The sequence below is a fragment of the Streptomyces sp. NPDC002209 genome (assembly GCF_042890265.1).
Classification (GTDB): Bacteria; Actinomycetota; Actinomycetes; order Streptomycetales; family Streptomycetaceae; genus Streptomyces.
Map to the genome: position 1 here is coordinate 69,615 of NZ_JBIARX010000024.1, position 12,568 is coordinate 82,182.

Annotated in this window: 9 protein-coding genes; 2 read left to right on the forward strand and 7 right to left on the reverse strand. The window is 74.6% G+C overall.

The window, feature by feature from the left end:
• Positions 1-3: 3 nt before the first annotated feature.
• Positions 4-870 carry an esterase/lipase family protein gene (locus ACFYXK_RS30755; RefSeq protein ID WP_389414106.1) on the reverse strand — a complete coding sequence of 289 codons (867 nt, stop codon included), beginning with the start codon at positions 868-870 and terminating at the stop codon, positions 4-6.
• Between the two features lie 203 nt (positions 871-1,073).
• Between ACFYXK_RS30755 and ACFYXK_RS30760 the strand changes: the two genes are divergently transcribed.
• The gene (locus ACFYXK_RS30760) at positions 1,074-2,219 is read left to right on the forward strand and encodes an acyl-CoA dehydrogenase (RefSeq protein WP_389414107.1); all 1,146 of its coding nucleotides are present in this window, start codon (positions 1,074-1,076) and stop codon (positions 2,217-2,219) included.
• Between the two features lie 62 nt (positions 2,220-2,281).
• Here the strand turns inward: ACFYXK_RS30760 and ACFYXK_RS30765 are convergent, their stop codons facing one another.
• The 6 genes from ACFYXK_RS30765 to ACFYXK_RS30790 form a co-directional block, all read right to left on the reverse strand.
• The gene (locus tag ACFYXK_RS30765; protein ID WP_389414108.1) at positions 2,282-3,271 is read right to left on the reverse strand and encodes a hypothetical protein; all 990 of its coding nucleotides are present in this window, start codon (positions 3,269-3,271) and stop codon (positions 2,282-2,284) included.
• Entirely contained in the window at positions 3,268-6,777 is a 3,510-nt protein-coding gene (locus tag ACFYXK_RS30770) for a DNA polymerase III subunit alpha (RefSeq protein WP_389414109.1), read from the reverse strand. The genes ACFYXK_RS30765 and ACFYXK_RS30770 overlap by 4 nt, the downstream gene beginning before the upstream one ends.
• A 140-nt stretch (positions 6,778-6,917) precedes the next feature.
• A complete protein-coding gene (locus ACFYXK_RS30775; RefSeq protein WP_389414110.1) occupies positions 6,918-8,165 on the reverse strand; it encodes a vanadium-dependent haloperoxidase in 1,248 nt (415 codons plus the stop codon).
• A gap of 95 nt (positions 8,166-8,260) precedes the next feature.
• Positions 8,261-8,335, reverse strand: coding sequence for a putative leader peptide (locus tag ACFYXK_RS30780; RefSeq protein WP_389414116.1), 75 nt, complete (start codon positions 8,333-8,335; stop codon positions 8,261-8,263).
• A 181-nt stretch (positions 8,336-8,516) separates the two neighbouring features.
• The gene (locus ACFYXK_RS30785) at positions 8,517-10,169 is read right to left on the reverse strand and encodes an amidohydrolase (RefSeq protein ID WP_389414111.1); all 1,653 of its coding nucleotides are present in this window, start codon (positions 10,167-10,169) and stop codon (positions 8,517-8,519) included.
• A gap of 56 nt (positions 10,170-10,225) precedes the next feature.
• Positions 10,226-11,662: a purine-cytosine permease family protein gene (locus tag ACFYXK_RS30790; protein ID WP_389414112.1), complete on the reverse strand. Its 1,437-nt coding sequence runs from the start codon at positions 11,660-11,662 to the stop codon at positions 10,226-10,228.
• A 257-nt stretch (positions 11,663-11,919) separates the two neighbouring features.
• On the opposite strand from ACFYXK_RS30790, the gene ACFYXK_RS30795 reads away from it, so the two are divergent.
• Entirely contained in the window at positions 11,920-12,477 is a 558-nt protein-coding gene (locus tag ACFYXK_RS30795; protein ID WP_389414117.1) for a TetR/AcrR family transcriptional regulator, read from the forward strand.
• The last annotated feature ends 91 nt before the right edge of the window (positions 12,478-12,568 follow it).

Consider the following 12,568-nt stretch of genomic DNA (forward strand, 5'->3'; position numbering starts at 1 on the left):
CGTTCACTCGAAGACCGATGCGCAGGTGGTCCGGGAGGCGTGCGCCGGGTCGAGGGCGTTGACCGCCTCGTGCCAGGCGATCCGGTCGGTGAGCCCGATGGCGACGTGCTCGGAGAGGTCCAGGGGGCACAGGTCCTGGAGCACGACGTTCCGTACGTTGGAGCCCGTCCCCTGGAGGAAGGCGCTCCGGTAGGGCGTGACGACCTCGTCGTACTTGGTCGCGATGACCGTGTACTGGACCCCGGGGACGGTGTCCCCGCCCGCGTTCAGCTTGGTGACGAAGGGCGATCCGGCGATCTGGTCGGCCAGCCCCGGGGTCGCCGAGCTGACCAGGTCCTCGGCGCCGGGGAAGTACGGGAGCAGCTGGGTGAGCCCGCTCAGGGTGGTTCCGTGGTTGTCGGGGGCGAGCCCGACCAGGGCGTTGACCTTGGGGGCGCCACCGAGGAACTTGAGGTAGTAGTTCGGCATCATGCCGCCCTGCGAGTGGCCGACGATGTCGGTCTTCGCGGCTCCGGTGGAGGCCAGCACCTTGTCCACGAAGACGTCGAGCTGCCCGGCCGACTTGTCGATGGGGCCGAGCCCGTTGAAGAACGGCACGCCGGGCAGCTGCCCGTAGTCGAGCGAGTAGACGCAGTAGCCGCGGTGTACGAGGTAGGGGGCGAATCCGAGCCAGTTGTCGACGGAGTTCCCGAACGTCCCGTGGACGAGGACCACGGGGCGGGGATGGGCGGCAGAGGGCTTGCAGGACCAGTTGTTCCAGCCGCTGCTGGGTGCCGATGCGGCCTGCGCGGCGCCGGTGGGGGCGACGAGGGCGGCAGCGGCGAGGGTGAGGACGGCCAGCGGGCGGAGCAGGCGTCGCCAGGGCAGCATCGAGTGATCTCCTTGCTGGGTCAGGGAAAGACGTGGGGGTTCGTCCCGTGATCCGGATCACAAGGGGGGTGCTGCTTCGGCCAAATTACGGGCGAGTAGCAAAACTTGGAAGTTACGCGTCAGTAAAAAATGCGTGTCGCCCCCTGCCTCCGCACGCCCTCGGGACAATGGGGTCCCCTACTCCGCGTGAGGTGAGTGATCGGATGCAGTGGGCTCCCGGCGCAGGCACGGCCTTGGCCACCCCGCCCGGCATGGCCGCCGACCCGCTCGTTTCCGCGGTCACCGAGGTCGCCGTGGGCACGCTGGGGCCCGTCGCGGAGGAGACCGCCCAGGAGGGCGTGCCGCGTTCGCACCTCGACGCCCTCGCCCGCTGCGGTGCGTACGGGGCCCTCGGCCACACGCCCCGCCCCGAGAGCGGGCTGAGCACACGTCAAGTGGTCCGCGAGGTGAACGAGTTGCTGTCGGCGGTGGATCCGTCCACCTGGTTCGTGCACACCCAGCACTTCGCCCTCGTGAAGGCGCTGGACGCGGCCACCGGGACGGAGGCGACCGCGCTGCGCGAGCAGTGGGCGCCCGCCCTCGCCTCGGGAGCCAGGCGCGGCACGGCCGGTTTCGCCTTCCTGCGGCACGCCCGGCCGCCCGTCACCGCCGAACCGGTCGCCGACGGGTGGCGGCTGCGCGGCCGGGTGCCCTGGATGACCGGCTGGGGCCTCGCCGACGTGGTGTACCTGGGCGCCCTCGCCCCCGACGACCGGGTGCTGTTCGCGGCGGTGGCCTGCGGGCCGGACGGCGACCCGGGGCTGGTCCCGGGAGGACCCGCGCCGCTGTGGGCGATGAACGGCACCCGCACGGTGGCGGTGGAGGTGCGCGATGTCCTCGTCCCCCGGAGCGCGGTGGTCTCCGTACAGCCCCGGGCGGAGTGGGCCCGCGCATACGATCTCGAGAACGCGAACGCCCACCCCGCCGTGTTCGGCCACGTGCGCGCCGCGGCCGATTTCCTTCTGCGGTCGGCCCCGGCCGCAGGCAGCGCGTACGAGGAGCTCGGCCACCGGGTGGCCCAGGAGGCGGCCCGGCTGCGCGCGGAGGCCTATGCCCTGCGCGACGAACTCCCGCCGCAGGAGCGGGTCGAGGACCGGCTGGCGCTCCGCGCCGCCGCCTTGGAGCTCGGCGTGCGGGCGGCCACCGCCTGCGTCGCCGCGACGGGCGGCCGGGCGATCTCGTACGGGAACACCGCCGGCCGCCTCGCCCGCGAGGCCCAGTTCCACCTGGTCCAGGCCCAGACCTCCCGGCTCCGCACCGAAATGGCCCGCCGCCTGCTGGACGGACTGCAGGGGGCGGACCAGCGCTAGGGGGTGTCTTGTGGATCATGCCGGGCTCGCGGCCTGATCCACAAGACACCCCCTAGGCCTGCCTAGGCGGCCTTGTGGAAGGTGGTGGCCGGGCGGACCGTGCCCGGGCCGAAGCGGGCGTTCGCGCGGTCGACGGCCGCCTCCACCGTCAGGCGGGCCTCGCGGACCGGGTCCAGCGAGATCTGCCGGGACACCCGCTCGGCGCCCGTGAGGTCCTCGGCGCGCAGCACCATGCCGGTCAGCCGGGCCCGCTGCAGCCCGGCCGCGTCCAGCAGGCGGTACGCCGCCGCCCGCAGGTCCTCGTCGTGCGCGGACGCCTCCGTGAGCCGCCGGGTCCGCTCCCAGCGGGTGCCGCCGGCGAACTGCAGGGTCAGCGACAGGGACCGGGCGGCCTGGCGGCGGCCGCGCAGCAGCGCGCCCAGCCGGACCACCAGGCCGAGGAGCACGGCCCGGGCGTGCGGGCCGTCGAGCTCGTGCCGGGTGAAGCCGCTGCGGACGGCGGCCGATGCGGGCAGGTCCTTCGGGGTGACGGGGCGCGGGTCGATCCCGCGGGCGCGCTCCGCGGCCAGCCGGCCCGCCCGCTGCCCCAGGATCCGTTCGACGGTGCCCGGGGACACGGCCGCGACCGCGCCGACGGTGTGCAGTCCGTACCCGCGCAGCGCCTCCGCCTGCTTGGGGCCGATGCCGTGCAGGGCCTCCACCGGCAGCGGCCCGAGGAAGGCGTCCACCGCGTCCTCGGGCACGGCCAGGACGCCGCCGGGCCCGGGCACCCGGGCGGAGGCCGTCGCCGCCACCGCCCAGGTCCCGGCGACCCCGATCCGTACGTCCGTGCCCAGCCGGGCGACCGCGCGCAGCCGTACCAGCTCGGCGATCCGGCCGGCGTCCGCGCCGAAGTACCGCCGGGCGCCGCGTACGTGCACCAGTGCCGCCCGGGGCGGCAGGGCCTGGACCGTCGGGGAGAACTCCCGCAGGAGTTCGAGGACTTCGCGGTACCCCTCCTCGGTCACGGCCGGAGCGCACCGTACGTGCAGGACGCCGCCCGCCGGGGTCATCCCGCGCTCCCCGGGCTGGAGTGCCACAGCTTGCGGCCGGTCGCGGCGCGGTCGCCGGCCGGCTGGAGGTCGGCCCACGGGTTCATCTCGTACCCGGTGGGCAGGTGGATGCGGCGCCCGGGGTCGGCGGAGCCGGCCGTGTCCGCGCCGCCGGGCAGCGGCTCGGCCAGGCGGGCCGCGACCGCCTCCAGGCCGCCCGCGGCCCGCAGTTCCACCAGTTCGGCCAGGTCCCAGGCCGCCGAGCCGACCACGCTCAGGCTCTGCGGTCCGCGCCGCTGTACGACACCCCGCACCAGCAGCAGGAACGAGTGGAAGACGGTGTGCGCGCACGCCTCGTGGCTGTCGTCGAAGAAGGCCAGGTCGACCAGGCCCGTCCCGTCGTCCAGCGTGGTGAAGACCACCCGCTTCCCGGACCGGATCGGCGGGGTCTGGGTGGCCGCCTTGGCCCCCGCGACCAGTACCGTCCGGCCGTGCTCGACCTCGCGGAGCCTGGCGGCCGGGACCGCCCCCAGCTCCGCCAGGAAGGCGTGGTGGTCCTCCATCAGGTGCCGCGAGGCGTCCATGCCGAGCACGCCCAGCTCCGCGCTGAGCCGCTCCGCCTCGTTCAGGTCGGGCAGCCCGGCCGGGGCCGTCGACCGCCCGCCGCCGAGCGGGAGCTGGACGCTGCCCGGCCGGGCCCCCGCCGAGCTCTGTGCACCGTGCAGCTCGGCCACGTGCAGCAGCAGGTCGCGCCGGTTGGCGCCGAACGCGTCCAGCGCTCCGACCTGCGCGAGCCGCCCCGCAACCGGCCGGCCCGGGTGCGCCCGGTCCCAGAAGTCGCGCAGCGATCCGTACGGCTGCCCGTCCTCGATCCGCCGCGCCTGCGCCTCGCTGATGCCGTGGACGTCGGCCAGGGCCAGCCGGAGCCCCCACACCGGGGGAGCCCCGGGCTCGGACACCAGTTCGATGCGGTGGGCGACCGCCGAGCGGTTCACGTCCAGCGGCAGCACCGGAACGCCCCGGCGCCGCGCGTCCGCCAGCAGCAGCCGCTTCGGGTACATCCCGGGGTCGTGGGTCAGCAACCCGGCGTAGAAGGCCGCCGGGTGATGGGCCTTCAGCCACGCCGACTGGTACGTGGGCACGGCGAAGGCCACCGCGTGCGCCTTGCAGAAGCCGTACGAGCCGAACGCCTCGACGATCTCCCAGGTGCGGCCGATCACCTCGGCCGGGTAGCCCCGTTCGCCCGCCTTCGCCGCGAACCACACCTTGATCCGCGCCTGCGACTCGGGGTCGGAGAGCCCGCGCCGCACCCGGTCCGCCTCGTCGCGTCCGCAGCCGGTCATGACGTGGACGATCTCGATGATCTGCTCGTGGAAGACCACCACCCCGTACGTCTCGCGCAGTGCGTCCGCCAGGTGCTCGTGCGGGAAGCGGACCGGGGCCCGCCCGTGCCGCGCCTCGATGAACGGCCGCACCATGTCGGCGGCGACCGGGCCGGGCCGGAACAGCGAGATGTCGACGACCAGGTCGTGGAAGGTCGACGGCTGGAGCCGGCCCACCAGGTCGCGCTGGCCCGGCGACTCGATCTGGAAGCAGCCCAGCGTCTCGGCCGAGCGGATCAGCTCGTACGTCGCCCCGTCGCCCGGCGGGACCTGCGCCGGGTCGTCGAGGTCGAGCTCCTCCCCCGTACCGCGCCGGATCTCCGCGACGGCGTGCGCCATCGCGGACTGCATCCGCACGCCCAGCACGTCGAGCTTGAGCAGCCCGAGGTCCTCCACGTCCTCCTTGTCGAACTGGGACATCGGGAACCCCTCGCCGCTGGTCGGCACCACGGGGGTGCGGGCGAGCAGCGAGGCGTCGGAGAGCAGCACCCCGCACGGGTGCATGGCGATCCCGCGCGGCAGCGCGTCCAGCGCCTCGACGAGCTCCCACAGCCGCCCGTGCTCCTCGCCGCGCACGCCGCGCAGCTCGGGCAGTTCGGCGAGGGCCGTGCGGGCGTCGCGGGCCCGGATGTGCGGGAAGGCCTTGGCGAGCCGGTCGACGGTGGCCGGGTCCATGGACAGGGCGGCGCCGACGTCGCGGATCGCGTGCCGGACCCGGTAGGTCTCGGGCATGGAGACGGTGGCGACGCGCTCGGTGCCGAAGCGGTCGATGATCCGCCGGTAGACCTCCAGCCGGCGGGCGGACTCCACGTCGATGTCGATGTCGGGCAGGACGCGGCGGCGCTTGGACAGGAAGCGCTCCATCAGCAGGCCCTGCTCGACGGGGTCGGCGTGGGCGATGCCGAGGAGGTGGTTGACGAGGGAGCCGGCGCCGGAGCCGCGGGCGGCCACCCGGATGCCCATCGCGCGTACGTCGTCCACGACTTGAGCGACCGTCAGGAAGTACGAGGCGTACCCGTGGTAGGCGATGATGTCCAGCTCGTGGTGCATCCGCTCCCAGTACGCGCGGTCGTCGGCGTAGCCGCGCAGCACCATGCCGGCGGAGGCCCGGGAGGCGAGGACCCGCTGGGCGGTGCGGTGGGCCGCGCCGACGAGGTGGGCCTCGGGGAAGTGCACGGATCCCATGCCGAGGTCGTCCTCGGGGTCCACCGAGCAGGCCTCGGCAGTACGCCGGGTCTCCGCGAGCAGCCGTCGTGCGTCGGCGGGGCCGAGGCCTGCGGCCCGGGCGATCCGGTCGGCGGCGTCGGCCATGGCGGCGGGGTCCTTGAGCCAGCGTTCGCCGCTGTCGAGGGGGCCGCGGGGGTCGACGGGGACGAGGCGGCGGGCCGAGTCGAGGACGTCGGCGACGGGGCCCTGGCCGGGGTCGGCGTACCGGACGGCGTTGGTGAGCACGGCCGGGACGCCCTGCTCGGCGGCGAAGCCGACCGTACGGGCGGCCAGGCGCAGCGAGCCGGGGCCGGTGCCGGTGCGGCCGTGGTGGACGGCCTCCAGGCGCAGGGAGTCCCCGTAGACCTCCCGCCAGGGCGCGAGGAGCCGGGCGGCCCGGTCCGGCCGCCCGGCGGCCAGCGCCCGCCCCACCTCGGACCCGGGCCCGAGCAGGACGTACACCCCGACGCCGCGCAGTTCCGCCCAGGGGACGACGGGCTGGGCCCGGGCCGCGCCGGCGGCGCCCGCATGGGCCGCCGTGACCATCCGGCACAGTTCGGCCCAGCCGGTGGCGCCGTCGCGGGCCAGGAAGGTGACCCGGGGTGCGGACTCGTCGACGAAGGCGCCGCCCGCGACGGGGATCCGCCGCCGGTAGGACGCCTCCCCGGCGCCGCCGTGCCCGGATCCGCCCGGGCCCGCAGGGCCCGCCGCGGGTGCAGGGGCGTGCGACACGGCCAGGTCGGCCCCGAACAGGGGCCGGATCCCGGCCTTCGCACAGGCCTTCGCGAACCGCACCGCACCCGCGAGGGTGTCGCGGTCGGTCAGGGCGAGGGCGTCCATGCCCCGCTCGACGGCACGCTCCGCCAGCCGTTCGGGGTGGGAGCCTCCGTAGCGCATGGAGAACCCCGAAACGGTGTGCAGATGCGTAAAACCAGGCACCCGCGGCCTCCTGCTTCGCTCGAACGTGAACACCACCCCCGTCTCCACCATAGAGCAATTCGAATATCCGTGCGAAACATTCGTTCGATAACCCACCGGCCGGGAACAGCGGCGACGGGGGCGGCCGGAGCGGCGGCGCCTCAGGGCCTGAAGAGCCGGTCGGCGTTGCGCAGGGCGTGCCGGCCGACCTCCTTGCCGAGGGTGACGCCCGCTTCGTCGGCGGAGCGGGTGTGGATCCCCGAGAAGACGCGCGCGTCGACGTTCTCGCGCGTCAGCTGGCTCCAGCCGGTGTACGTCCGCCGGACGCCGGGCGCGGTCGGACTCGTGAGGGAGAACGGTGCGGTCCGGGGTCCGGCGAGGGTGTCGAGGATCACTTCGGCGGCGCCGGAGTAGGTGTTGTGGCCGCTGGGGTAGTCGGGGTGGGCCGGCGTCTGGTGCAGCGGGGTCCAGGCCGGGTCGGTGCCGAGGGAACCGGTGCGGATCGCCGTGACCGGGCGCCAGCGCGTGTACGCGTACTTGCTGTCGCTGGTCGCGATCTGCGTGTCGACCAGGGCGGCGTGGAACAGCGCGACCAGCTCGGCCCGCTCCGCGGTCGAGCGGTGCGAGCGGGTCACGGCCACCCGCAGGGGTTCGGTGTAGAGGGTCAGCGAGGAGCCGTACCAGAAGGTGGCGGTCTCGGTCTGGCGGGGGGTGCGCACGGAGCTGTCGGCCTTCCCGTACGCGCGCACCTCCGCGAGGTCGGCCCGGTACCGGCGCGAGTCGAGCGCGGGCGGCGGGCCGAGCCGGTACTGGTCCGGAGAGTCGAGCAGGAAGGGCCTGGCAACGCGGTTGCCGTACTGGGCGGCGGGGGAATAGCCGTCGGGCGTCGGCTGCCAGACGCCGGGAGCGGCCGGCTGCACGGTGTAGGGCGCGTTCACGGACCCCGGATCGAGGCCGTCGCCCTGGCGTTCGGCGAGCGCGCGCTTCGCCTGCCGTGCACCGGCGGCGACGCCCCCGTCCTCGCCGGGGCCGTCGGGGATCCGCTCGAGGGAGGCGGCGAGCGCGGCGTCGAGCTGCGGCACGCGGGCGGGCGCGAGGGACACGAGGGCGTCGTGGACGGCGGAGGCGACCGCCGCGTCCTGGAAGGCCGCCCGGTTCCGTCCGGCGGGCGCCTCCCGGGTGGCGCGGGCGGCCGCGAGCCAGCCGATCGCCCAGGTCCGGCTGTTGGTGATCTGCGTCGGCGCGCCGGCGGCGGCGACGGTCTCGGCGGTGACGTCGTACCAGTCGCGTACGACGGTCCCGCTGTCGGCGGCCGGTGACGCGGCGGCCCGGGCGGAGGGGACGACCGCCGTGGCGGCCAGCGCCAGGGCGGACCCGAGGGAGAGCAGGGCAGAGCGGGACGGTTTCACGGACACTCCTGACGGACGGCGGAACGGCGGACGACGGGCGACGGGCGGCGCGGTCGCTGCGGACCGGACCGCGCCGGGGCGGGACGCGGAAGTCCTCACCGACACAGCGCGCCCGCGACGCGCATGAAGTCGATCGCGCGCCGCCTGGTCAGAACGGGAGTGCTTGCCATGCGGCGAAGCTAGCCACGCACCCGGTCGCCGTGCAACGGCCCTTGCCCGCCGGGCCCGTTCGGACACGGACCTGTCGTACGCCGGCCACGAGCGCGTCACGCAAGGCGCCCCGCAAGCGGCTCGGCCGGCCGCGTCCGGGACGCCCGACCTCCCGGAGTCCGCCAAACGTCCGGTCCCCGCCTAGGCCGCCCGGTGGACGACCTCGCCCGCGACCACCACCGTCTGCGCCACCGTGCCCGGGATCCGCTCCGGGGCCACGGCGAGGATGTCCCGGGACAGCACCACGAAGTCCGCCGCCTTGCCCACCGTCAGCGAACCCCGGTCGGCCTCCAGGAAGTTGGCGTACGCCGAGCCCATCGTGTAGCCGTACACCGCCGTCGCCACGTCCACCGTCTCGGCCGGTTGCCACGGGTCGCCGCCGGCCAGCGGGCGGCGGGTGACCGCCGTGTAGATCCCGATCATCGGGTCCATCTCGGCCACGTTCCAGTCGCTGGAGAACGCCAGCACCGCGTCCGCCTCGGCCAGGCTCCGCATCGGCCACGCCTTGTGCCAGCGGTCCTCGCCCACGTTCTGCGCCCAGTCCTGGCCCGGCCCGGCGATCTCCGGAGCGCAGTGCCTCGGCTGCATGCAGGCCACCACGCCGAGCGCGGCGAAGCGCGGCACGTCCGCCGGGTCCAGGCATTCCACGTGCACCACCTGGTGGCGGGCGTCCCGCGGCCCGTTGACCGTACGGGCGTGCTCGACGGCGTCCAGGACCGTACGGATCCCCCGGTCGCCCGTGGCGTGCACGAAGCACTGGAATCCGCGCGCGTCGAGGCGCGCCAGCAGCTCCGCGAACTCCTCCGCCGGGTAGAAGGTCTCGCCCCGGTGCGCCCCGCACCCGGCGTACGGCTCCAGCAGCGCGGCCGTGCGCGGCTCCACCACGTCGTCGATGTACAGCTTGAGCGGTCCGACCCGCAGCCGGTCCCCCGCGTACAGGCGGGCCGCCGCCGCGAAGGCGTCGAGTTCCTCCTCCGTCGTGCCGCGCGGGTGGAACAGCGCGGCCACGATCCGCGAGCGCAGCCGGCCCTCGGCGCGGGCCCGCTCGTACAGCTCCAGGTCGTCCAGGGAGTTCTGCGGTTCCACCACCGTGGTGATGCCGAAGCCGATCGCGTCGTCCAGGCTCTTGGCGAGGCGGCCGTACTGCCGGTCCGGCGAGGCCCAGGGCACGCCGAGCTCGCGCAGCGCCCGGTGGCCGTCCCGGGAGAGCCCCTTGATCGCGAAGTCCTTGACGAAGCCGGTGGGCTCGCCGGTCTCCGGATCGACGGCAGCCGTGCCGAACGGCAGGTCGGTACGGTCCTTCGTGACCCCGAGGCGGCGCATCGCGGCCGTGTTCAGCCAGGCCGTGTGCACGTCGTACGAGAGCACGATCGCGGGGGTGTCCCCCGTGACCGGGTCCAGGTCGGCGGCGGTGGGCATCCGCCCGCCCGGGACGGCGGAGTAGTCGAAGGCCTCGGCCTCGATCCACTCGGCGTCGGGGTGGGCCTCCCGCCAGGCTCCGATCCGCTCGAGGATCGCCTCCAGGGTGCGCACCCCGGCGAGCTGGACGCAGGCGTCGTCGGAGCCGAGCCGGACGTGGTTGTGGGCGTCGACGAAGCCGGGCAGCACCAGCCGGCCGCCCGCGTCGATCCGCTCGGTGTCCGGGCCGGCCCAGGCGGCGGCCTCGGCGTCCGGGCCGAGCCAGACGATCCGGCCGTCGGACACGGCCAGGGCCTCGGCCTCGGGGAGCTCCGGGTCGACGGTGTGGATCCGGGCTCCGGTGAGCAGCAGGTCGGCGGGGAAGGGGTGCGGCATGGGCGGTGCTCCTGAGCAGAGGGGGCAGAGGGGGGCAGAGGTGGCGGTACGAGGGGTCAGGCGGCCGGGGCGTACGCGGGCACCCGGCGGGCGGCGAGGGCCCAGTACGTGAGCGCGGAGACGACCGAGCCGAGCAGGGTCAGGTCGGCGCCCCCGAGCGGGGCCACGAGCGGGCCGGTCCACAGCTCGGAATCGCAGGTGAGCGCGGCGAAGGCCATGCCCGCCAGCAGGGCGGCCATCCCGGCGGGGTGGTAGCCGGCCCGGTACCAGTAGGCGCCCGCGCTCCCGGCGTGCAGTGCGTCGGAGTCGTAGCGGCAGCGGCGCAGCAGCATGTCGGCGAGGAAGACCCCGCCCCAGGGCGCGAACACGATGATCAGCAGGGAGAGGAAGGAGAGCAGCGAGGTGGTGAAGTCGGTCAGGAAGAGCGCGGCGAGCGATCCGGCGGCGGTGACGGCGGCGCTGATCACGATGGCGCGGGCGCGGCTCCACGGGATGCCGAGGACCTGGAGGTTCAGGCTGGAGGAGTAGAGGGTGATGATCGAGTTGGTGACGGAGCCGCCGAGGACGAGGGCCAGGAACACCGGCTTGAACCAGCCCGGGAGCAGGCTCTCGGCCCCGGCCACGGCGTCGGTCATGTCGGCCTGCGTGGCGGCGGCGACCCCGGCGACGCCGAGGGCGACGGAGGAGACGAACCCGCCGAGCGCGCCCATCCAGGTGATCGACTTCAGCGAGGTGGTCCGGGGCAGGTAGCGGGTGTAGTCGGCGGGCATCGGCAGGTACGAGAAGGGCCCGGCCAGCATCACGACGAACGCCAGGCTCCAGCCGGACAGGCCCGGGGCGGCGGCGCCGGCCGGGGCGGCGGTCTCGGCGCCGGGCAGGAGGAAGACGAGCAGCGCGCCGAAGCCGAGGGCGAGGACGTAGGCCATCCAGCGTTCGGCGAACTGCACGGTGGCGTGGCCCCACATCGCGACGGCGAAGGTGAGTGCGAGGGTGATCCCGAGGGCGAGGGCCCGTACCGCCGCGCCTTCCCCGAGGCCGACCTCGGCGAAGAACACCTCCAGGGCGAGCGTGCCGACCACGGTGTTGACGATGGTGTAGCCGATGCTCACCACCCAGTTCAGGACGCCGGCCGGGAAGTTCCCGCGGACCCCGAAGGCGGCCCGGGAGATGACGAGGGTGGCGGTGCCGGTGCGGATGCCGCTGAGCCCGGCGGCGCTGACCGCGAAGAAGGACAGTCCGCTGATCACGACGACGGCGGTGGCCTGCCAGAAGGAGAGGCCGAAGGCCACGGCGAGGGCGCCGTTGATCACGTAGGTGAAGGTGAGGTTGGAGCCGAACCAGAGCCAGAACAGGTCCCGGGCGCCGCCGTGCCGCTCGGCGTCGGGGATGGGGTCGATGCCGTGGGTCTCGACCCGGAACACCTCGTCGACGTCGGCCGTCGTGTCCTGCGTCCCGTCCTGCGTCGTGTCCTGCGTCGTGTCCTGCTGCGTCATGCGCCGTACCCCTGACTGTGGACCCACTGAACCTTGAATGGCGTTCTAAGTTCTTGAATGGCATTCAAGATGCGCCGCCGATCGGGACCGCGTCAAGACCCCGTCCGGGATAAGGTCGGGCCACGAAGATCGGGAAGGCGGCACGGGTGGCGGGAGCGGCAGGAGCAGCCGGGGCGGCGGGATCGGCAGGGCCGGCGGGGCCGGCCGCAGCAGCAGGGTCGGCGCGGCGGCGCGACGGGCGGATCGCCCAGGAGCGGATGCTGGAGGAGGCCATGGCGGCGATCGCCGAGGACGGGCTGGCGGAGCTCACCATGTCCGCGCTCGCGGAACGGCTCGGCACCAGCGGCGGCCACATCCTCTACTACTTCGGCAGCAAGGACCGGCTGCTGCTGGCCGCCCTGCGCTGGAGCGAGGACCGACTCGCCGCCGAGCGCGCGCAGTTGCTGGCCCGCCGGGTCACCGCGCAGCGCAAGCTCGCGCTGTTCCTCGAGCTCTACCTGCCGCGCGGCCCCCGTGATCCGCGCTGGACCCTGTGGATCGAGCTGTGGGCCCGCACCCCCGCCAACGAGGACCTGCGCGCGGCCCAGCAGGAGATCGACGACGGCTGGCAGCGGGACCTGGAGGCCCTGCTCGCCAAGGGCGTGGACCAGGGCCGCTTCGCCGCCGGCCTGGACGTGCCCGCCCGTGCCTCGGAGCTGCTCGCACTGCTGGACGGGCTGAGCACCCGCGTGGTGCTCGGGCAGCGCGGCGCCGACCGGGCCGCGTCCCTGGACCGGGCCCGCTCGGCGGCGGCCCTGCTCGTCCCCCACCTCTAGGTGTATTGACCCGCAGCGTTGTTCACGCGGCTGATGGGCGGGTGTCCGCCCAGTGCGGTGTGGCAGCGGTGGTGGTTGTAGGTGTGGAGGA